Source organism: Glutamicibacter sp. (assembly GCF_032154645.1).
Classification (GTDB): Bacteria; Actinomycetota; Actinomycetes; order Actinomycetales; family Micrococcaceae; genus Glutamicibacter.
Genome location: NZ_JALDXV010000001.1, coordinates 107,231 through 127,621, shown reverse-complemented (window position 1 = coordinate 127,621; position 20,391 = coordinate 107,231). Strand labels below are relative to the sequence as shown.

Below are 20,391 nucleotides of genomic sequence, written 5' to 3'. Positions count from 1 at the left end.
ACGGCCTAAATTGGGGCTTGCGCCGCAGTCGATCCCCGGTCGCATCTTCCGCACACACCAGATTTGCATCTAGTGATTCAATGCGGTGCTGGGCGGGAACATTTCAGGAACCTTCCGACCACCAGCAGTTTGCCTCCATGTTAAGCGTTTGACACGTTGGTGCACCAACGATTCGTCTTTGATATTTTCGTTATTTCGATTAATTACCCGCCAGTCTTTCGGATTGGCTCGCTTCGCATCCCCTTTCGCTAAATCCCCTTCATATCGCCCACCCCCTTTGTCTCGCATTCGGCCATTCCCGGCACGCGAGAACTTAAATTACCAACGGGTAATGTAATCATTCGTTGCCGGCCGCTAAGGGGTAAGCCGGCGAACTTGTAACTGTTTGTTTCAATACTTGGGGGTCTATTTACCGTGCCAGAAAACTATCAACTGACTTCTGCACCCGTACAACCATCACGTCGCAAGGTCGTCACAGCGGCAGCTTGGGCTCTTCCTGTCATCGCTGCTGCAACTGCGGTGCCGCTGGCCGCGGCCAGCACCACAGAGCCCACCAACGAGAAGGGCGAGTCGATTCTCAACATCACCGCCTTCAATGTGGCCTCCGGTGGTTCCAATGCCTACGTTGAAGCCAACGGCGTGAGAATTTCTCCGCTGGATCCAAAGAATCCAAAACTTGTTCCGGCTGGCACGGTATTCACCATCACCATCGAATACACGGGCAGCAACAAGCATGTCGACTTCACCAGGCCTACGTACGGCATCGACTGGAACAAGGTCCAGAATGGTTCTTGGCAGAAAATCGAGGTCAGCAAAAACAAGATGACCTTCACCGGCATCACCAGCTACAGCAGCATCGAGCCGACGATGGGATCCATCAGGTGGCTCATGGTTCCCGGCCACGCTCCCGAGCTGCACTCGGTGAAGATCAGCGGCAAGGCTGTGGTTCCGGTGAGCGGAGACTACCCACAGGGCGCAGTCATCCCCTTCCTCGTGGTCGATCCGAATAGGGGCACCGGCACCCTGACCGGTCCGCTGACACGCCAGTGGAACACCGGCAAGGCATAATCAGCATTAACGACAGCACCGCCCGAACCAAATGGTTCGAGCGGTGCTGCTTCTTCAGGGTTTAGGCTTCGCCGCGGCGAATCAGCTTACCCTTAGGAGTCTGGAAGTCGATGTCTTCGCCAGCCAGGATCGACTTGCGGACCACACCAGCCAGGGTCTTGCCGTGGTACGGCGAGATTGGGTTCTTGTGGTGCAGCTTCTTGACGTCTACAACGTAGGCATCCTCAGGAGCGAACAGCGCGAAGTCAGCGTCGTTGCCCAGGGCGATGGCGCCCTTGTTCTTCAGGCCTGCAAGCTCGGCTGGCTTGCCGGACATCCACTGGATGACCTGCTCCAGGGCAATGCCGCGCTTCTGAGCTTCGGTCCAGATCAGCGACAGACCCAGCTGCAGGGAGGCTACGCCGCCCCAGGCTACGCCGAAGTCGCCATTCTCCACGTCCTTCAGGTCGATGGTCGACGGCGAGTGGTCCGAGACGATGCAGTCGATGATGCCCTCTTCAAGGCCCTTCCACAGCAGTTCGCGGTTCGAAGCCTCGCGGATCGGTGGGCAGCACTTGTAGGCGGTGGCGCCGTTGGGGATTTCCTCAGCGAGCAGGGTCAGGTAGTGAGGGCAGGTCTCAACGGTGATCTTCACGCCGTCGGCCTTGGCGGTCTTGATCATTGCCAGCGCATCCGAGCTGGACAGGTGCAGCACGTGGGCACGCACGCCGGTCCAGCGGGCACGCTCGATGACCTGGGCGATCGCAACGTTCTCGGCACCGCGTGGGCGGGACTTCAGGAAGCGGTCGTACTGGTCGCCCTCTGCCTCTGGAGCGTGGTCGATGGAGCTGGAGTCCTCGGCGTGCACGATCATCAGCGAGTCGAAGGACTTGAGCTCAGCCATGTCCTCTTCCATCTCGTCGACGGTCAGGGCTGGGAACTCGTCCACACCGGAGTGCAGCAGGAAGCACTTGAAGCCGAAGACGCCGGCGTCGTGCAGTTCGCGCAGGTTGCCCTTGTTGCCAGGGATCGCACCGCCCCAGAAGCCGACGTTGACGAAGGCCTTCGGAGCCGCGGCGGCCTTCTTGATCTCAAGGTTCTCAAGGGTCACGGTCGGCGGGATGGTGTTCAGCGGCATGTCAACGATGGTGGTCACGCCGCCTGCTGCTGCTGCCTTGGTGGCGGACTCGAAGCCCTCCCACTCGGTGCGGCCAGGCTCGTTCACGTGCACGTGGGTGTCTACCAGACCCGGCAGCAGGACCTCGTCGGCGCCTACCTCGATCACGCGCTTGCCCTCAAGGTTGTTGCCCAGTGGCTCGATGGCGACGATCTTGCCGTCCCGGACACCGATTTCGCGTGCGGTGATACCCGCGGTGGTCAGAATGCGTTCGCCGCGCAGAACCAGGTCAAACTGGGCCTTTGCGGCGGAATTTGCTTCGCGTTCAACGGCTTCGTTGATGCTCATGAGGCGTTCCTACTCGTTAAAATCTTTGGCGGCTGCACTACGCAGCCTTTGTAATTCTAGATGGTTGTGGCGCGGGGCACACCCTTATTGGTGAACCGGTGCCCCGCGCCAAAACATTTGTGCGTGTCTAGCTAGTGACGACTAACCTTTAGGCACTCACGGTGGCATCTGCGCCGAGCGGCACCAACGCGGTTGGTGCATCTTCGGCGGTCAATGCCAAGTCTTCGAACTCGTTGACAGCATCCAGTGCTGCGCCCATGGCGATGTTGGTGACCTTTTCCAGGATCACTTCAACAACTACTGGCACCTGGAACTCTTCGGCCAGGCGCTGTGCCTCGGCGAAGCCGTCGGCCAGCTTGGCAGGATCTTCAACGCGAACAGCCTTGCAGCCCAGGCCTTCGGCGACCTTGACGTGGTCCACGCCGTAGCCGTTGGTCTCTGGGGAGTTGATGTTGTCGAAGCCCAGCTGTACGTGGTAGTCCATCTCGAATGGACGCTGCGACTGACGGATCAGGCCCAGGTAGGAGTTGTTCACCACTACGTGCACGTAAGGCAGCTTGAACTGAGCGCCCACTGCGAGCTCTTCGATCATGAACTGGAAGTCGTAGTCGCCGGAGAGGGCGACGACCTTCTGGCCTGGCTTGCCGCGAACGACGCCCAGGGCAGCCGGACCGGTCCAGCCCAGCGGGCCTGCCTGTCCTGCGTTGATCCAGCGGCGTGGACCGAAGACGTGCAGCATCTGCGCGCCAGCGATCTGCGACAGGCCGATGGTGGACACGTAGGTGGTGTCGCGGTCGAACGCTGCGTTCATTTCCTGGTACACGCGCTGTGGCTTGACCGGGATGTTGTCGAAGTTGGTCTTGCGGTGCTCGGTACCCTTGCGGGCGGTTGCCGAGTCAGCCCATGCGCTGTAGTCAGGCAGCTGGCCTGCAGCCTTGCGCTCGCGCACAACGTCCAAGATGGCCTCGATGGCAGCGCCCGCATCGGAGGTGATGCCCAGATCCGGGGTGAACACGCGGCCGATCTGGGTTGGCTCGATGTCAACGTGGATGAACTTGCGGCCCGCACGGTAGACGTCCAGGGCGCCGGTGTGGCGGTTGGCCCAGCGGTTGCCCAGACCCAGAACCACGTCGGATTCCAGGAAGGTGGCGTTGCCGTACTTGGTGTGGGTCTGGATGCCGACCATGCCAGCCTGCAGGCGGTGGTCATCGGCGATCGCGCCCCAGCCCATCAGGGTTGGGGAAACCGGGATGTTCAGCTCTTCGGCCAGCTCAACGAGCTTCTCCGAAGCGTTGGCGTTGATCACGCCGCCGCCGGCGATGATCAGCGGCTTCTCACCCGAGAGCAGCAGGTCGACGATCTTCTCTGCCTGGCCGCGGGTAGCCTTCGGCTTCTCCACTGGCAGCGGCTCGTATGCGTCGATGTCGAAGTCGATCTCAGCAAGCTGAACGTTGATCGGCAGGTCCAGCAGTACCGGGCCCGGACGCGAGGAACGCATGACCTGGAAGGCCTTGGCGAAGGTGCCTGGTACCAGGCCCGGCTCCAGGATGGTGGAGGCGAACTTGGTGACCGGCTTGGCGATGGACTCGATGTCCACGGCCTGGAAGTCTTCCTTGTGCAGCACGTTGGTCGGCGCCTGGCCGGTGATGGCCAGGAATGGGATCGAGTCGGCTGCAGCAGCGTACAGGCCGGTGATCATGTCGGTGCCTGCAGGACCGGAGGTGCCAAGGCACAGGCCGATCTTGCCGGTGGCACGCGAGTAGCCATCGGCTGCGTGCGATGCACCTTCAACGTGGCGGTGCAGGGTGTGGCGGATGCCGCCGTGCTGCTTCATCGCCGAGTACAGCGGGTTGATGGCGGCACCTGGCAGGCCGAAAGCCTCGGTTGCGCCTTCCTTTTCCAAAATCAGCACAATGGCGTCTACAGCGCGCATCTTTGCCATGGGGTTCACGTCCTAAAAACTATGAGTGCCTTCGCGCAGCGGTTCTGAGCGGGAACCGCTGGGAGGCACGAGATCAATACAGGGAGAGGGAGAGGTACCCTGCGGCGAGGCGCCAGGTGCATGAGTCACCATGACTTCGCCCCCTTGAGCACCGGAACTCGGCAATGAACTGGAACAAAGCTCATTGCGTGCCAATGATGATTTCTCGTGTTTTGCCGTGTCATCAAAACACCGAGTCAGCAACATCGTTCAGGGTCGGCACACCACCGAGATCCGAGGGGTTGAAGTTACCTGGGAAGCCTTCGCCGCAGGAAGTTTTGTGCCTAGAACTAGGCGGAGACGGTCTCGTCGACCTTGCCCGACAGGCGCTGTACGCCGCGGAACAGGCCCGAGTGGTCCAGTGCGCCGTCGCCGGAAGCAACGGTGGAGGTGACCAGCTGGGCAACCAGTGCGCCCAGTGGGAGCACGACGCCGGCTTCGCGGGCAGCGGAGGTGACGATGCCCATGTCCTTGTTGTGCAGGGCCAGGCGGAAGCCCGGTGCGAATTCGCGGTCTAGGATCTTCTGGGCCTTCTGGTCAAGAACCTTGGAGCCTGCCAGGCCGCCGCCGAGGACCTTGATGGCCGAATCGGTGTCGACGCCGTAGGCCTCGAGGAAGACGACTGCCTCGGACAGGGCCTGGATGTTGGCGGCAACGATCAGCTGGTTTGCAGCCTTTACGGTCTGGCCGGAGCCCGATGGGCCAACCAGAACGATGGTCTTGCCAACAGCGTTCAGTGCTGCCGAAGCTGCATCGAAGTCTGCCTGCTCGCCGCCGACCATGATGGACAGTACGCCGTCGATTGCGCCGGCTTCGCCACCGGAAACCGGGGCGTCCAGCGGACGCAGGCCGGCTTCGCGGGCCAGGTTGGACAGGTTCACTGCAACGTCTGGGCGGATCGAGGAGTTGTCGATCCACAGTGCGCCGGCCTTAGCGTTGGCGAAAACGCCCTCGGCGCCGGTGACGACTGCCTCTACGTCTGGGGAGTCCGGAACCATGGTGATGACGATGTCTGCATCCTTGACCGCGTCAGCGATCGAGGTTGCGCCTTCGCCGCCGGCGGCGACCAGGTCGTCGATGGCCTTCTGGCTGCGGTTGAAGCCCTTGACTGCGAAGCCTGCGTTCAGCAGGTTCTTTGCCATTGGCAGGCCCATAATACCCAGGCCGATGAATGCTACGTTCTGCGACATGTTAGCTGTCCTTTTCGAAAGTCTTTAGTGGATTAGGCGTTGGCGGAAGCGGTCTTCAGCCAGTCGAAGGCGGTGGCGGAATCCTGCTTGTATTCCAGCGCAACCTTGCCGGTGTAGCCCAGCTCGACCGAGCGGTTGATCCAGTCGAACAGCGGCAGGTCGCCGGTGCCTGGAGCGCCGCGGCCTGGAGCGTCGGCGATCTGGATGTGGCCGAAGTCCTTGGCGTGTGCCTCGATGACCGCTGCGACGTCGTCGCCGTTCACTGCCATGTGGTAGAAGTCTGCAAGCATTGCGATGTTGGTGTTGCCGGTGGCCTTGACTGCGTCAACGACCTTCAGTGCGTCGGCGGCCTTCTTCAGCGGGTAGGCCTCGGTGCCGGAAACTGGTTCGATCAGCACGGTGCCGCCGATCTTTGCAACGCCTTCGGTGGCTGCAACCAGGTTCTTCAGCGCCAGCTCGTCCTGCTCTTCGGCGGTGAAGCCCTCAAGGCGGTTGCCGTACAGGGCGTTGAAGGACTTGCAGCCGGTAGCCTCGCCGATGGCTGCTACAACAGCAATGTTGTCCTTGAACTCGCCGCAGCGTCCCTTCCAGGACACCAGTCCGCGGTCGCCGCCTGGCATGTCGCCAGCGAAGAAGTTCAGGCCGTCGAGCTGTACGCCTGCGTCCTTGATGGATGCTACGAATTCGTCAACCTGCTTGTCGGTTGGTACGGCTTCAGCGAAGGGCCACCAGAATTCAACGCTGTCGAATCCTGCAGCCTTGGCGGCAGCTGCACGCTCAAGGATTGGCAGTTCGGTGAGCAGGATCGAGCAGTTCAGAGTGTATGACACTGGCTTCCCCTTCGAGAACTAGATTGAATTTCCACTTTATGGAAGTTTCGTTTTGCTTTATGAAAACTCTAGAACGGGATTTAGATCACTGTCAAGACGCCGACGACACACTTTCACCAACTACTCAGGCTGGCTCAATAAAGCTGATATTTACGCTGCATATAGGAGGGAAACGGGAGAATCGGCGAGGCGCCGCCAAAAGTTTCGGCGCAATTTCCGGCAATTTTCGCAAGTCAGAACGATAGGAATTATTACCGCTTGGTGAAATTAAACTCTACTATTGCGAAAATGTGAGCCACCGCATACAGTGGTATACCACCCGGCACATATCTCGGAGCCAGACTCAGGAGCAGCCATGCAACACCCAGTGCGCGCGGAAATCCGCAAGCGCCCCTACCTAGGGAAGCAACAACAGTTGATGCACGACTTTGGACCAGCAGCCGAGTTCTACGCGAACTTCGGCCAGCCCGTATTTCCTTAAGTCCTTTTAAGCTGCGCCTGGCACATTGAATGTGCCGATTGCGCGGCACATGTCTGCAAGATTCTTTGCAATTTTTTCAGCAAGATTTTTGACCGCATCTGTGCGCGCCCGAAAAGGCAAGCAGCATCGACGCTGCGCGCCCGGCGTGCCTGCGGTCCTTCGGACAAGGACAACCACCATGGCGCAAGATACGCCACAGGCCCTCACCTCGGATTCTTCATCCGCACAGCTCGCAAGCCAGGGCATCGACCCGGCAAACCCTTTCAAGCTCAGCGCTTCGCTGTACAACAAGGATCTGGCACCCACCACCCGCGAAGGCCGCACCTGGAACGCCTACAGCATCTTCACCCTCTGGGCCAACGATGTGCACTCGCTGGGCAACTACGCCTTCGCGATCGGCCTCTTTGCCCTGGGCATGAGCGGCTTCCAGATCCTCGGCGCGCTGGGCATCGGCGCCCTGCTGCTCTTCGCCCTGCTGACCCTCTCGGGCTTCATGGGTGAAAAGACCGGCGTGCCCTTCCCCGTCATGAGCCGCATCGCCTTCGGCATCAACGGGGCGCAGATCCCGGCGCTGATCCGTGGCGCCGTGGCCATCGCTTGGTTCGGCATCCAGACCTACCTAGCCTCCCAGGTGCTGTCCGTCATGGTCATCGCCGTGGCTCCGGGCGCCGCTTCCCTGCAGGATTCCAGCTTCCTGGGCCTGAACATCCTGGGCTGGATCTGCTTCGTGATCCTCTGGGTCATCCAGCTGGTCATCGTCTCCTACGGCATGGAAATGATCCGTAAGTACGAGGCCTTCGCCGGCCCGATCATCCTGCTGACCTTCCTCTCCCTTGCTGTCTGGATGCTCTTCGAATCCGGCTTCACCGTCGCGATGCACACCGGCGAACCCAAGTCCGGCGTCGAGATGTGGACCGGCATGCTCGGTGCGGCCTCCCTGTGGGTTGCCATCTACGGCACCTTCGTATTGAACTTCTGCGACTTCACCCGCTCGGCACGCTCCAAGAAGGCCATCGTCAAGGGCAACTTCTTTGGTATCCCAATTAACATGCTCTTCTTCGGCGCCATCGTCGTCGTGCTCTCCGGCACCCAGTTCGCCATCAACGGCACGGTCATCACCTCGCCGTCCGATGTGGTCTCGGCCATCCCGAACACCGCGCTGCTGCTGCTGGCCTCCGGCGCCCTGCTGGTGCTCACCATCGCGGTGAACCTGATGGCAAACTTCGTGGCCCCGACCTTCGCGTTGACCAACCTCTTCCCGAAGCACCTGAACTTCCGCAAGGCGGCGCTGATCTCCGGCGTGATCGGTCTGATCATCCTGCCGTGGAACCTGTACAACTCCCCCGAGATCATCAACTACTTCCTCGGCGGCCTCGGTGCACTGCTCGGCCCGCTGTTCGGCATCATCATGGCCGACTACTGGCTGATCCGCCGCGCCCGCGTCAACGTAATCGACCTGTACCGCACCGAGCCGGACGGCACCTACTACTTCACCCGCGGCTTCAACCCACGAGCTGTCATCGCCCTGGTCATCAGCGCAGCGATTGCACTGATGCTGGCCTTCGTTCCAGCCCTGCACGTCGTCAGCGAATTCGCATGGTTCCTGGGCTCCGGCTCCGGCGCCATCGCCTACCTGCTGCTGGCCAAGCGCCAGCACGACCTTGCAGACATCGACGGCGAGCCAATCGCCGTGAAGCCAACTCACTAGAAGGGGCGAAACCATGCGCATTCTTGTACTCAACGTCAACACCACTGCCTCGATGACCCACGCCATCGGCGAATCAGCCCGCCAGGTAGCCTCACCGGGCACCGAAATCATCGAGCTGACCCCGGACTTCGGCGCGGATTCCTGCGAGGGCAACTTTGAAAGCTACCTGGCTGCCATCGCCGTCATGGACAAGGTAGTGAATTACCCTGAACCATTCGACGCAGTGATCCAGGCCGGCTACGGCGAGCACGGCCGCGAAGGCCTGCAGGAGCTACTGGACGTCCCGGTGGTGGACATCACCGAGGCAGCAGCCTCCACCGCCCAGTTCCTGGGCCACAAGTACTCCGTGGTCACCACGCTTGACCGTGCGGTGCCGCTGATCGAAGACCGCCTGAAGCTCGCCGGCCTGACCGACCGCCTCGCCTCGGTGCGCGCCTCCGGACTGGGCGTGCTGGAGCTTGAATCGGATCCAGAGCGCGCTGTTGAAGCCATCGTGGAGCAGTCGCGCAAGGCCGTCGAGGACGACAAGGCAGAGGTTATCTGCCTTGGCTGCGGCGGTATGGCCGAGCTGGAAGAAAAGGTCGCCGCGGCGACCGGCGTGCCGATCGTCGACGGCGTGCGCGCCGCGGTGACCATCGCCGAGTCGCTGGTCCGCCTGGGCCTGAGCACCTCCAAGGTGCGCACCTACGCGAACCCGCGTCCCAAGCAGGTCACCGGCTGGCCGATCACCCGTCAGCCGGCCCGTGCAGGCAACCAGAAGTAATAACCCAGTTTCTGCACAGATACGCGTCCTAGACTCGTAAGTACCTCATGAAGGTGCGAGTGATGACACGAAGAACCCCGCTTCCCCAAGGCGGGGTTCTTCAATTTAAGCAACAGCCCGAATGCGCTCCAGTTCCTACGACCGTGTACCCTAACTCAGGGGCAAAACACCGAGAGCACCGGTGTTTGCCCCGTTGATTTATTGCAACGCATCTCTGGAACTTTATGACTTCACATTCTTCTTCGGTGGCCGAAAGCGAGCCGGCTGGCAAGTCCAGCAAGCTCCGTTCACGCCACGTCACCATGATCACCCTGGGCGGCATCATCGGCGCCAGCCTCTTCGTCGGCTCCGGCAACGTGATCCGCAGCGTCGGTCCCGCGGCGATCATCTCCTACCTCATCGGCGGGCTGCTGGTCTTTTTGGCCATGCGCATGCTGGGCGAAATGGCGGCAGCGAAGCCGGCCATCGGCTCCTTCATGGAATACGCCCGCGACGGACTGGGCAACTGGGCCGCCTACCTGGTGGGCTGGCTGTATTGGTACTTCTGGGTGGGCGTGCTGGCCTACGAATCAGTATTGGGCGGCGAAATGCTCCATGGCTGGTTCCCGGCCCTGCCATCCTGGGCCTTCTCCGCACTGCTGCTGGTCATCTTCATCGCCACCAACCTCATCTCGGTGCGCACCTTCGGCGAGGTTGAATTCTGGCTTGCCAGCATCAAGGTCATCGCCATCGTGGTCTTCCTGGGCGTCGGCGTGCTGTACATCTTGGGCCTGTGGCCCAACACCGAGTTCTCGGTCGACAACCTCTGGTCGCACGGAGGGTTCGCCCCCAACGGCTTCTGGATTTCCATCACCGGCGTAGCCATCGTGATCTTCTCCTACTTCGGCACCGAAATCGCTGTCATGGCGGCGGCCGAATCGGAAGACCCTGCCACCGGCATCAAGCAGGCCACCAGCACCGTCATCTGGCGCATCCTGCTCTTCTTCGTCGGCGCCGTGCTGGTGATCGTCACCATTGTGCCGTGGGACCAGCTTCCTGATCCCGAACAGATCGCGCCGTTCACCTACGTGTTCTCGCTCTACGGGCTGCCCGGCGCAGACACGGTGATGAGCCTGATCATCTTCACCGCCGTCTGCTCGGTGCTCAACTCCGGCCTCTACTCGGCGTCCCGCATGTTCGCGGCCCTGGCCGATCAGGGATTCGCGCCCAATATCATCGCCAAGCGCTCCAAGCGCGGCGTCCCGGTGGCCGCATTGATCGCCTCGACGGTCGGCGGCTTCGCTGCGATCATCGTGAACTTCGGCTTCCCGGATTCAGGCGTCTTCGACTTCATTATGAATTCTGCGGGCCTGGTGGCCCTGTTCGTGTACGTCTTCATCGCGTTGACGCAGCTGCGCATGCGCAAGAAGATGTCTGCCGAGCAGGTAGCGAACCTGAAGCTGAAGATGTGGCTCTTCCCGTGGCTGAACTACCTGCTGATTGCCGGCGTGCTCGGCGTGCTGGCCATCATGCTGACCACCGAATCGGGCCGCACCCAGGTGTGGACGAGCCTGATCGCGACGCTGGCGCTGGTGGCCTTCTGGCCGCTGGTCCGCAAGAACCTGGCCCAGCGCGATGCCTCGCAGCAGGTGCCCGCCGATACCAAGTAAGTGCCGAGGACCCGCTCAGCTGGCCCATAAACTTCGCGGCTAGACTCATTAGTACCTCATGAAGGTGCGAGTGATGACACGAGGAGCCCCGCTTTCCCAAGCGGGGCTCCTCAATTTAACCGGCAGTTACGGGACGATCACTAGCTTTCCGCGCACGTGCCCGCGCTGGCTGAGCTCAAATGCCTCCGCCACCGCATCCAGCCCGAAGCTCGCGGCAACCTCCACCTTCAGCTTGCCCTGCACAAACAGCTCACCAAGGCGTGCGGTTTCTTCACCGTCGGGGCGCACCCAGATGTAGCGTCCGCCGTGCTCCACCACGCCTGAGTCGGCGATGGAAACATGCGCCCCGCCCTGTGCGAGCACCGCCAGGGTGGTCTCCAGCTGGCCGCCGACGAAGTCCGCCACGGCATCCACCGGAGAACCGGCGGCATCCAGCACGCGCTCGACGACGCCCTCGCCATAGGCCACCGGCACCGCGCCGAGCCCGCGCAGGAAGTCGAAGTTCTTCTCCGAGGCCGTGCCGATCACCGTTGCTCCCCGGGCCACACCCAGCTGGACCGCAAGGCTGCCCACGCCGCCAGCTGCGCCGTGCACCAGCAGGGTCTTGCCGCTCAGGTCCCCCAGGGTGTCCAGTGCACGCTGCGCGGTGCCGCCAGCCAGCGGCAGGCCTCCTGCCTGCTCCCAGCTCAATTCCGCCGGCTTGTGCGCCACGGCCTTGGCGGGCACCGCGACGAACTGCGCGAAGGTGCCGGACTGAACCACGTCCTTGCGCGCATAGGCCATGACCTCGTCGCCCACCTGGAACTCAGGGGTGTCGAAACCTACGGCAGTCACCACGCCCGCCACATCCCAGCCGGGAATGACGGGGAAATACGCGTCCATCAGCGGGTCGAGGTAGCCTGCCATGACCTTCCAGTCCACCGGGTTCACGCCGGCGGCCTTCACCTCGATGAGCACGCTGCCCGGGCCGACCTTGGGCATGGGCAGCTCGCGAACCTCAAGGCTTGAAAGGTCCTGGCTGTACTTGTCATACACAACTGCGCGCATTGCACTTCCTTTGTTCGGTTTTCCCTTTCTTAAATCCCAACCACCGCGCGCCCGGCATTCATTCCCGCTGTCGACAAGGCCACAACCGATTTAGGTGTACAGCGAGATCGGCTGCACCGTTCCATTCAGGAAGTAGGCTCCGACCTCTACCTTCTTGTAGTCCACCGGATCGTGAAGCGAATGCGTGCGGACATTGCGCCAGAACACGTCAAGGCCGATCGAACGCTTGGTGGAGCTGGCTCCGGTCGCCTCATAAACCCGGCTGGTGACCTCCAGCGCCACCTCGGTGGACACCACCTTCAGCCCGGCGATCTCAAGCTCCAGCTGCGCACGGTCTTCGGCGGTGACAGCGGCGCCCAGGCCGATGACCTCGTCATAGCGGCGGTTCAGCTTGTCCGCCAGCGCCTCGACGGCCTGGGTCTTGGCCACCAGCTCGCCAAGGGTGCGGTGCACGAGCGGATCCTGCGCATAGGTGTCAACCCCGGAGAGGAACCACGAGTTCTTGCGCGCAAGGGTCAGTTCACGCGCCTGCGCCAGCGCACCTTCGGCCGCTGCAAGGTAAATGTTTCCAAAGAGCAGTTGCACCCCTGGGGTGACGATCGTGGAGAACGGCGACTGGTCGTCGAAGCCGACGACGTCTTCCTGCGTGATCAGGATGTCCCGGAACTTCACCGACCCGCTGGCGGAGGCGCGCTGGCCCAGGTGGTCCCAGTCGTCCTGGAACTCGACCCCCTCGCGGGTGCGTTCGAAGGCGAAGATCACCACCTTGCCGTCGTGTTCGCCGCCTGCGGCCTGAGCCGCGGAGATGATCACATCGGTGGCCGCGGCCCCGGTGGCAAAGCGCTTGAGCCCGTTGAGCCGGTAGTGCTCGCCCTCGTCCACCAGGCTCAGGTCCGGATCCACAGGGTTCAGCGCATCGCTCCACAGCTGATCCTGTTCGACGATCTTCTCGAAGAAGCGGGACTGGTCCCTGCCCTGGCCGTAGAAGCCGAGGCAGGAGGAGTTCAGGTAGTGGTAGCCCAGGATCTGCGCGATCGAGGCATCGGCCCGCCCAAGGATCCGCACCACGCTGAAGGCGGTCTCCCAGTGTGCGCCGCTGCCGCCGAACCGTGCGGGGACCACCAGTTTGGCAAGTCCGTGTTCGCGCAGCAGCGCCATCGCCTCCAGCGGCACCTCGCCGCTCTCATCGCGCTGCAGTGCGCCGGGGGCCAATTCCTCGGCCACTTTTTGGGCCACGGCGTTGTAGTGGGCCAGCTCCTGTGCATCGGCGAAGCCGGTCCACAGCGGGGCAAGTTCATTGACGAGGTTGTTGCTCATGGGGTATCTCCAAAATTCTGTAGTTCTCTAGTTCAGGGTCAGCGTGCGGCGCCGCGCCGCAACGATCGGGCCTGCCGCCAGGCCGGCGCCCAGCAGCAACAGCACGCCAATGGAGAACGGGCCGTAGCCTTCTTCGCCGACCAGCGAGGGCAGGTTGATCAAGATGATGCTCAGGAACCCGAGCAGCCCCACCAGGCCCAGGGCCGGGGCAATGCGGCGCTGCCACAGCGGACCGCCTGGCTGTTTGACGCTGAAGAACACCAGCACCGCCACGGAGGTCAGGGTCAGCAGCAGCACCACGCCCACCGAAGAGATGCCGCCGAGCCAGGTGTAGAACTGCGCGATCGGGTCCAGGCGTAGCAGCACCGCAAGCGCCACCAGCACCCCCACCACCGCAGAGGCAACGACCGAGGCGGAGCTGGGCGAGCCGAACTTCGGGTGTGGCCTGCCCAGGGCCGCCGGCAGGACCCGGCGGTTGCCCAGCTGGAAGAAGTAGCGCGAGGCGATGTTGTGGAATGAGAGGATGCAGGCGAACAGGCTGGTCACGAACAATAGCTGGGCGATGTGCCCGCCCACGGCCCCCAGATAGGTTTCGGTGGTGCTCTGCAGCAGCGTGCCGGGATTTGCGGCGGCCTGCTCGACGATGCCGCTTTCGCCGTTGGCGCTGATCAGCACCCAGCTGGAGAGGGTGTAGAACACGCCGATGGAGATCAGCGAGATGTAGGTGGCACGCGGAATGGTGCGGTCCGGGTCTTTGGCTTCGTCGCGGAACACCGCGGTGGCCTCGAAGCCGACGAAGCTGAGGATCGCGAACAGGATCCCCACGCCCGGGGCGCCGGAGACGATCTGCGACGGGGTGATGATGCCGGTGGCAAAGCCCTCGGGCCCGCCGCCGCCGAAAATCACCACTGCGTCCAGCACCAGCACGATCGCCACCTCGGCGATCAGCAGCACCGCCAGCAGCTTGCCCGAAAGTTCGATGTTCAGGTAACCGAAGATGCTCACGACGACGAAGCCGAGCGCCGCCCACAACCACCACGGCAGTTCGGGCCCGCCATAGGCCTGCACGAGCTCTGCCAGGCCCGGGCCGAAGAGCCCGAACACACCGGCCTCCAGCGCTAGGTAGGAGAAGAGCGCGACAAATGCCGCTCCGAGTCCCATCCCGCGTCCCAAGCCTGCCCCGATGTATGCGTAGAACGCTCCGGCGTTGGGCACAAAGCGGGTCATCTGGGTGAATCCCACGGAGAACAACAGCAGCACCACGGTGGCGATCACGAAGGAAAACGGGAAGCCCGTCCCATTGCCTCCGGCAATGCCCAGGGGCACCGGCCCGCCGATGACGCCCAGCGGGGAGGCCGCCGCGACGACGATGAAGACGATCGACGCCACCGACAGGCTGCCGCGCAGTCGTCCGCTGGCGTCGGCGTCCGTTCCGGACTGGGCCGGGGCAAGTGTGAGGTTTTGGGACATGGCGAGGTACTTCCAGTTGCGGATTCAGGGGTTGGATCCACGATAGAAGCTGGAAACTGAGCTTTGAAGGGGGCTGAAATGAAAAGTCAGACGCCGTCACAGGCGGCGGGAAAATGCGTCACAATTCAAGTGCCGCGCGGGCTGCAGGCGTCATAGTCTTCACCGTTCGACGTCATATTTGGCGCCATCGCGTCGCTTTTGCGTCATTTTCGGGTATTGCTTGAAATCTGCTGGACATGGCAAAACCCCCACGGTTAATGAACCGCGGGGGTCTAACGTCCACTTCTTAGCGCCAGGCTTCTTCCATCTCGGTCACACCGTCGAAGAAGTTTGCGGTGTCCGAGCTGAGCAGGTGTTCCCCCACCACCAGGGCGATGGCTTCGGCAACGTTCTCCCGCGAGGTGCTCGTGGATTCGGGCGCCAGGCCGTCCAGCTTGCCTTGGGCATCAGCCACGGTGATCTTCCCCGTGCCGGGTTCGAGGGTCAGCGCTCCCGGCCCCAGGATCGTGTAGTCCAGGCCCGAATCACGCAGCACCGCGTCGGCGCGGTGCTTTGCCTTGGCATAGGGGTAGAACGAGTGCGAAGGCTCCAGCACATCCACGTCGACCAGAGCGCGCGAGTAGGAAACCATCACGAAGCGGTCGACGCCGCTCTGCTTTGCCGCTCGCACTGCACGCACCGCAGATTCATAGTCGACGGCGTTGGTGCGCAGCGGGTCGCCTCCGCCGGCGCCCGCCGAGAAGACCACCGCAGCGGCGCCTTCGAAGGCCGCCGCAAGTTCATCGACCCCAGCATGTTCAATATCCAGCACCACCGGGTTCGCTCCGGTGGCCTGCACTGCCGGTGCCTGCTCCTGTTTGCGGATCAATGAATCCACGGAAAAACCGCGGGCGATGAGCTTGGGGGCGGCCAGCAGCGCGACTTTGCCGTGCCCGCCAAGAATGACTACTCGTGGTGTTTCGGTCATAGGAAATCCTCTCGTCTCTGCACTGCATAACCGCCCGCGACTGCCTACTATTCCACCCACCAGCAGCTTTTGGACTATTTAGAAAGGTGGTTGATCAATCGGAGGCGTTGTTTCTCATCAGTTGCAGCTAGCAGCACGGCCCCTGCCAGCGCATACGCCGCGTCCACCAGTGCGGAGTCTGCTTGGGGGCTGGTTCCGTAGCGGGCGAACTCTTCCGTGTGATGTGCGGCCCCATTAACCTCGTACCCAATCATTGGATGGATGGTCGGAACCTGGTGGGAAACGTTGCCCATATCAGTCGATGCCACGGCACAGGAATCAAAAACTGCATGGCGACCGCGCCCTTGGAGTGCTGCTGCGTAAGCAGCAGATAGATCTTGATCCTGCCGCAGCTCGGCGAAGGTGTGTCCCAATTGTTCAGTTCGAAGATTGCACCCAGAGGCCAACGCTCCCGCTTCCAAGCAGTTACGCACACGTTGGTTGATGGCTTCTAGCTGGATACTATCCGGGGCGCGCATTTCTATTCTCAATGTTGTTCGATCCGGAATCACGTTCACCGACTCACCGCCTTCAAGCACGATCGTCGAAACGATCGATCCCGGTGGCAACTGTTGCCTCAATAAGGCAATGGCGTGCTGGGCAATATTAATCGCATCCAATGCGTTGATGCCTAGCGCCGGCGCTGCCGCTGCGTGTGCTGCTTTGCCGCGATAAGTGGCGTCCCATGCGTTCAGTGCCAAAGATGAGCTTCCCACGATGTCGTTCGCACTCGCATGGGCCATGAGTGCAATGTGCGATTGATTGAAGAATCCTTCCTCGATCAAATCAACCTTGCCGCCGATATTTTCTTCAGCAGGAGTGCCAAGTACGTGTACGGTCACATCCAATTCGCGCCAGATCGAGCTTAGGGCGATGGCCGCACCAACACTGGCGGCTGCATTAACGTTATGCCCGCATCCGTGGCCGATATTCGGTAGAGCGTCATATTCGACGCAATAGGTAACCATCAACTCTCCGCTGCCCTTGCGCATGCTGAAGGCGGTTGGAGCGCTGGGTTGCTCACCATCAGCGTCGAAGCCGTGTTGCTTCAAGAGCCGCATTGCCGCTTTCCGGGCAAAGACTTCTTCCCCGCTCAGTTCTGGATTCCCATGAATATCGTGGCTGAGACCGGTTAGTTCTGGGCGAATTTCCTCGATAGTTCCTTCGATGGCTTTCCACAGACTCGGCTGTTCTTTCGTTGTAGTCATGTTTTCCTTCCCCTATGCCAGTCGAGTCGGTCGGGTAAATTGACGTTTCGGGTAGCGGCTTCCGGCCACCGCGGCGATAACGGATCCGCCGGCGAGTACCGCCCAGATCAGCTGAATACCGCTGGTAGTTATCGCGCCTCCCGCATCGACATTCATGCTGGACAGCATCTTAATGACCGCGGCTCCGCAGGCGATGCCCACAGACAGTGCCAATTCGTTGATTCCTGCCGCCGAGGAAGTCTCCTCTACGGGGACTCCTTCGACGCTCAGCGCGCGGGTAGCGCTTTGATACGCTCCGAGGGCGAGGTTGAAAATGCTGAATCCAATCAGGTATCCGGCCAATGATTGACCCGCGAAGTAGAACACCAAGAAACCGCTTGCCAGGAGGAGCCCAGAAAAGACGAGGGCCGATCGTTCCGAGATTCGGTTCATCATTTGTCCCGCACCCAGCGATGAAAACAATGAAAAAACAGAGGTCAGCGCGAGAACCAGTGCGATGCTCGATGACGAAAGACCGAAACCATATCCCGTGGAGTCACGATCCGCATTCAGGATTAGCCCATTCGTACCGAAATAACTCACTGAGGCAAAGCCAAAGAAGAACGTTGCAATGGATACACTTCGCACCGATCGCAGTTTGAACATCCGCAAATCGGTAAATCGACGCACGGTATCTTCGGCACGACAGTCCAAAAAGGCCCACAGTACCAGCAGCCCCGTTCCGATGAACACAGAGCTCAAGGTTTTGATCGATGCCCAACCCCAATCGGGGGCCATAGCCAATCCGGCAATAAACAGAACTATTCCCGTGAGACAGCTGACCATTGGAACAATGGCCATTGGCTCTTTTTCAGGTTTGGGAACCTCGGGCAGGAAGAATGAACAAACTATTGCGGCCAACGCAAAGGGGATTCCGATCATGAAGCCACGCAGTGGATCGACGGCCCCTAGAATTCCAGCAATCAATCCACCGATTCCTACCATCACCATGAGCGTTCCGATCAAGTAACTAACGCCCCTGCGCGTTTCATCCGGATGAGTCAATCGAAGAATGCCCATCATGAGAGGGATGAACCCTACGACGCAGGTTATGAGAATGACGCCCAGGATCAGCACTATCAGGCTGGGAGCGAAAGCCATGAGCATGACACCAGCTGCGACAAACAAGGTGGAAACAAGCAACACTCGCTTGTAGCCGAAGCTGTCCCCCAGGCGAGAGATCAGTGGGGTCAATACGGCAAAACTGACGTTAGAAATCAGGAAAATTCCGTTGATCGTCGGGGCATCAACCTGAAAAACCGGCCCCAGAGCTGGAAGGATCGGATTGAGAAAGCCTTGGACAACGCCACTAAGTGATTCGATAGTAATCAGAAGCGCTAGAAGGCCAAAAAATGTCGTCCTAGGAGCAACTTTCATAGGAGGCGAAACTGAATCGCTCATTAAATTCCCAACGTTGAGCTGAAGCGAAACAACTTGTGTGCCCGCCATCACAAGAGTAAAAATGATCCGTGAGCTCTCGAAAAATTGGGCAATATCATCCAAAAAGAATGAAAATATGCAAAAATCATCCATCGGAACCGAACTGGATCTCGCAATACTGGGAGCCCTCGAGGTTCAGCCGCGAATAGAACTTAAGAAAGTTGCCCAGATCCTCGGGGTATCTAATTCGACGATCACCCGACGCTGGGATTTAATGCAGTCCGAGGGAGCCGCATGGACCACCGTGATCCCCGGAGCCCGCTTCCTTGATACCGGCTGGTCGGCATTCGTCACCATTGAATGCGATCCCCAACGCGAGCAGGAACTAGCCAAGGCACTGTGCAATGAACCAGCCTTCGGCACCGTTGCGCTTGTCACCCACCACCGTCAGTTCTATATTGACTGCTTCGCTCCTTCCCACAATGAAGGAATGGAAATGCTACAGGGAATTTTCCGCCGGTTGCCAGGAATTAGAAGTAGGCACATCAGTCCAATCTCGCGAGTCTACCGGCAGGCGAATGAGTGGAACAACGGAACGCTTGCAACTACCGAAAAACAGAGCCTCGAGGACGCACTCCCTTCTGCCTCCCAGTATTTCCTGCCCGACGAACTCGATGCTGAAATCGTCAGCATTCTCTTTTCGGACGCCCGCCAAAGCTGGCAGAATATCGCGGTAATTCTCGGCGCATCCGCCCAAACAATCCAGCGAAGAACTAAGAAACTCGTTTCCAGCGGGCTCATTGCATTCCGTTGCGACAGCGGACGGCTTTCGAGCACCGGGTTGCAGGAATTTAGTATCCAATGGTCGGCGCCTTCGTTGGATGTTGATGTTATCGGTCAAATGCTGGCCAATGATCCCTCCTGCAGGATTAGCGCCAAAACAATTGACTCCTCGAATCTGACAGCGACTTTCTGGTTAAGAAACCTCAAAAGCGCCCACAACCACGAGAACTCAGTACTGAACACATCGCCGAGGAGCTATGTGCAAGAACGTTTTCTCACACTCAGCACAATTAAGCGCGGCGGACAGATTCTGGACGCCGAAGGACGGCGCGTACGCAGCATCCCGATCCCGATACTGAGAGCAGGGAAGCCCTACTTGCCTCCCCATTCGTCGTCAAGCAGCGCGTAGATCATTCCATCCATCCACTGGCCGTTGCGGTGCAGACCATTGGCCCTACTATAGGTTTCACGGCGCATGCCGACACGCTCCATCAGCTTCCACGAGGGTTCATTGTCGGCAAAGCACTCGGCGCTCAGGCGGCGCAGCCCCAGGGCGCCGAAGCAGAGTTCGATCACCGCTTGCACCGCCTCGGTTGCGTAGCCGAGGCCCGAGTAGGCAGGGTCGAAACTCCAGCCCAGCTCAGCTTCAACGCCAACGGTCTGATCAATAATTTCGGTTTGGCCCCAGCCGTCGTGGACCTTGACCATGACGGTGCCGATCAGGGTTGCGGTTCCCTGCTCGTCCACCAGCTCAACCGCTACGTCGCGCTGCATCCTGCCTTCTTCGAAATACAGCCGCTCGTAGTCCGCAAGTTCAGTGGGCGCCGAGGTGATCCATTCATAGACTTCCGGCAGCTGCCGATAGCGCCACGTCGCCAGCAGGTCCTCGGCGGCCAGACGCCGCAGCGAAAGCCTCTGGGTGTGGACCGGCCAGGCAATTTTATTCAGCGCATCACTCATGAAAGAAGCCTAAATGAGTTAGGTGACACTGTTAATGCCACACAACTCACAAAAATAGATAACAAAT

Annotated in this window: 17 protein-coding genes; 6 read left to right on the top strand and 11 right to left on the bottom strand. The window is 60.6% G+C overall.

The features are described 5' to 3' along the window. Positions 1–414 precede the first annotated feature (414 nt). On the top strand, positions 415–1,068 hold the full coding sequence (locus RUH64_RS00580) for a hypothetical protein (RefSeq protein WP_313810518.1): 654 nt from the start codon (positions 415–417) through the stop codon (positions 1,066–1,068). 61 nt (positions 1,069–1,129) lie between these two features. Here the strand turns inward: RUH64_RS00580 and allB are convergent, their stop codons facing one another. From allB to RUH64_RS00560, 4 genes are all read right to left on the bottom strand, one after another. Then, positions 1,130–2,512: an allantoinase AllB gene (gene allB, locus RUH64_RS00575; RefSeq protein ID WP_313810517.1), complete on the bottom strand. Its 1,383-nt coding sequence runs from the start codon at positions 2,510–2,512 to the stop codon at positions 1,130–1,132. A 148-nt stretch (positions 2,513–2,660) separates the two neighbouring features. After that, positions 2,661–4,454 carry a glyoxylate carboligase gene (gene gcl / locus RUH64_RS00570; RefSeq protein ID WP_313810516.1) on the bottom strand — a complete coding sequence of 598 codons (1,794 nt, stop codon included), beginning with the start codon at positions 4,452–4,454 and terminating at the stop codon, positions 2,661–2,663. A gap of 329 nt (positions 4,455–4,783) precedes the next feature. Continuing rightward, positions 4,784–5,683: a 2-hydroxy-3-oxopropionate reductase gene (locus RUH64_RS00565; RefSeq protein ID WP_313810514.1), complete on the bottom strand. Its 900-nt coding sequence runs from the start codon at positions 5,681–5,683 to the stop codon at positions 4,784–4,786. A gap of 32 nt (positions 5,684–5,715) precedes the next feature. Further along, positions 5,716–6,513 (bottom strand): TIM barrel protein, encoded by a 798-nt coding sequence (locus RUH64_RS00560; RefSeq protein ID WP_313810512.1) that lies wholly within the window; start codon positions 6,511–6,513, stop codon positions 5,716–5,718. Between the two features lie 355 nt (positions 6,514–6,868). Here RUH64_RS00560 and RUH64_RS00555 point away from each other — a divergent pair, with 355 nt between their 5' ends. The 4 genes from RUH64_RS00555 (at position 6,869) to RUH64_RS00540 (ending at position 11,114) form a co-directional block, all read left to right on the top strand. Continuing rightward, a complete protein-coding gene (locus RUH64_RS00555; protein ID WP_313810511.1) occupies positions 6,869–6,994 on the top strand; it encodes a hypothetical protein in 126 nt (41 codons plus the stop codon). 178 nt (positions 6,995–7,172) lie between these two features. Next, a complete protein-coding gene (locus RUH64_RS00550; RefSeq protein WP_313810509.1) occupies positions 7,173–8,702 on the top strand; it encodes an NCS1 family nucleobase:cation symporter-1 in 1,530 nt (509 codons plus the stop codon). 13 nt (positions 8,703–8,715) lie between these two features. Then, on the top strand, positions 8,716–9,465 hold the full coding sequence (locus RUH64_RS00545) for an aspartate/glutamate racemase family protein (RefSeq protein ID WP_313810508.1): 750 nt from the start codon (positions 8,716–8,718) through the stop codon (positions 9,463–9,465). Positions 9,466–9,689: 224 nt separating this feature from the next. After that, positions 9,690–11,114, top strand: a complete 1,425-nt coding sequence (locus tag RUH64_RS00540; RefSeq protein WP_313810507.1) for an amino acid permease — start codon at positions 9,690–9,692, stop codon at positions 11,112–11,114. A 126-nt stretch (positions 11,115–11,240) separates the two neighbouring features. Here RUH64_RS00540 and RUH64_RS00535 read toward each other — a convergent pair whose 3' ends face one another. The 6 genes from RUH64_RS00535 to RUH64_RS00510 form a co-directional block, all read right to left on the bottom strand. After that, positions 11,241–12,161, bottom strand: a complete 921-nt coding sequence (locus RUH64_RS00535; protein ID WP_313810505.1) for an NADP-dependent oxidoreductase — start codon at positions 12,159–12,161, stop codon at positions 11,241–11,243. A gap of 90 nt (positions 12,162–12,251) precedes the next feature. Next, complete coding sequence (locus RUH64_RS00530; protein ID WP_313810503.1) at positions 12,252–13,478, bottom strand: acyl-CoA dehydrogenase family protein; 1,227 nt, start codon at positions 13,476–13,478, stop codon at positions 12,252–12,254. Positions 13,479–13,505: 27 nt separating this feature from the next. Then, entirely contained in the window at positions 13,506–14,948 is a 1,443-nt protein-coding gene (locus RUH64_RS00525) for an APC family permease (RefSeq protein WP_313810502.1), read from the bottom strand. A gap of 286 nt (positions 14,949–15,234) precedes the next feature. Further along, complete coding sequence (locus RUH64_RS00520) at positions 15,235–15,915, bottom strand: SDR family oxidoreductase (RefSeq protein WP_313810501.1); 681 nt, start codon at positions 15,913–15,915, stop codon at positions 15,235–15,237. Between the two features lie 74 nt (positions 15,916–15,989). After that, on the bottom strand, positions 15,990–17,162 hold the full coding sequence (locus RUH64_RS00515) for a M20 family metallopeptidase (protein WP_313810500.1): 1,173 nt from the start codon (positions 17,160–17,162) through the stop codon (positions 15,990–15,992). Positions 17,163–17,174: 12 nt separating this feature from the next. Beyond that, positions 17,175–18,734, bottom strand: a complete 1,560-nt coding sequence (locus RUH64_RS00510) for an MFS transporter (RefSeq protein WP_313810499.1) — start codon at positions 18,732–18,734, stop codon at positions 17,175–17,177. Here RUH64_RS00510 and RUH64_RS00505 point away from each other — a divergent pair. After that, complete coding sequence (locus tag RUH64_RS00505; RefSeq protein WP_313810498.1) at positions 18,718–19,773, top strand: AsnC family transcriptional regulator; 1,056 nt, start codon at positions 18,718–18,720, stop codon at positions 19,771–19,773. The two genes, RUH64_RS00510 and RUH64_RS00505, sit on opposite strands and share 17 nt — an antisense overlap. Here RUH64_RS00505 and RUH64_RS00500 read toward each other — a convergent pair. Beyond that, on the bottom strand, positions 19,737–20,324 hold the full coding sequence (locus RUH64_RS00500) for a GNAT family protein (RefSeq protein ID WP_313810497.1): 588 nt from the start codon (positions 20,322–20,324) through the stop codon (positions 19,737–19,739). The two genes, RUH64_RS00505 and RUH64_RS00500, sit on opposite strands and share 37 nt — an antisense overlap. Positions 20,325–20,391 lie beyond the last annotated feature (67 nt).

What these genes read in the sequence shown, in the direction of transcription:
- RUH64_RS00550 (WP_313810509.1), top strand. Translation starts at nt 7,173, where the DNA reads ATGGCGCAAGATACGCCACAGGCCCTCACCTCGGATTCTTCATCCGCA.
- RUH64_RS00530 (WP_313810503.1), bottom strand. Translation starts at nt 13,478, where the DNA reads ATGAGCAACAACCTCGTCAATGAACTTGCCCCGCTGTGGACCGGCTTC.
- RUH64_RS00535 (WP_313810505.1), bottom strand. Translation starts at nt 12,161, where the DNA reads ATGCGCGCAGTTGTGTATGACAAGTACAGCCAGGACCTTTCAAGCCTT.
- gcl (WP_313810516.1), bottom strand. Translation starts at nt 4,454, where the DNA reads ATGGCAAAGATGCGCGCTGTAGACGCCATTGTGCTGATTTTGGAAAAG.
- RUH64_RS00505 (WP_313810498.1), top strand. Translation starts at nt 18,718, where the DNA reads ATGCAAAAATCATCCATCGGAACCGAACTGGATCTCGCAATACTGGGA.
- RUH64_RS00525 (WP_313810502.1), bottom strand. Translation starts at nt 14,948, where the DNA reads ATGTCCCAAAACCTCACACTTGCCCCGGCCCAGTCCGGAACGGACGCC.
- allB (WP_313810517.1), bottom strand. Translation starts at nt 2,512, where the DNA reads ATGAGCATCAACGAAGCCGTTGAACGCGAAGCAAATTCCGCCGCAAAG.
- RUH64_RS00565 (WP_313810514.1), bottom strand. Translation starts at nt 5,683, where the DNA reads ATGTCGCAGAACGTAGCATTCATCGGCCTGGGTATTATGGGCCTGCCA.
- RUH64_RS00540 (WP_313810507.1), top strand. Translation starts at nt 9,690, where the DNA reads ATGACTTCACATTCTTCTTCGGTGGCCGAAAGCGAGCCGGCTGGCAAG.
- RUH64_RS00515 (WP_313810500.1), bottom strand. Translation starts at nt 17,162, where the DNA reads ATGACTACAACGAAAGAACAGCCGAGTCTGTGGAAAGCCATCGAAGGA.
- RUH64_RS00545 (WP_313810508.1), top strand. Translation starts at nt 8,716, where the DNA reads ATGCGCATTCTTGTACTCAACGTCAACACCACTGCCTCGATGACCCAC.
- RUH64_RS00510 (WP_313810499.1), bottom strand. Translation starts at nt 18,734, where the DNA reads ATGGATGATTTTTGCATATTTTCATTCTTTTTGGATGATATTGCCCAA.
- RUH64_RS00520 (WP_313810501.1), bottom strand. Translation starts at nt 15,915, where the DNA reads ATGACCGAAACACCACGAGTAGTCATTCTTGGCGGGCACGGCAAAGTC.
- RUH64_RS00500 (WP_313810497.1), bottom strand. Translation starts at nt 20,324, where the DNA reads ATGAGTGATGCGCTGAATAAAATTGCCTGGCCGGTCCACACCCAGAGG.
- RUH64_RS00555 (WP_313810511.1), top strand. Translation starts at nt 6,869, where the DNA reads ATGCAACACCCAGTGCGCGCGGAAATCCGCAAGCGCCCCTACCTAGGG.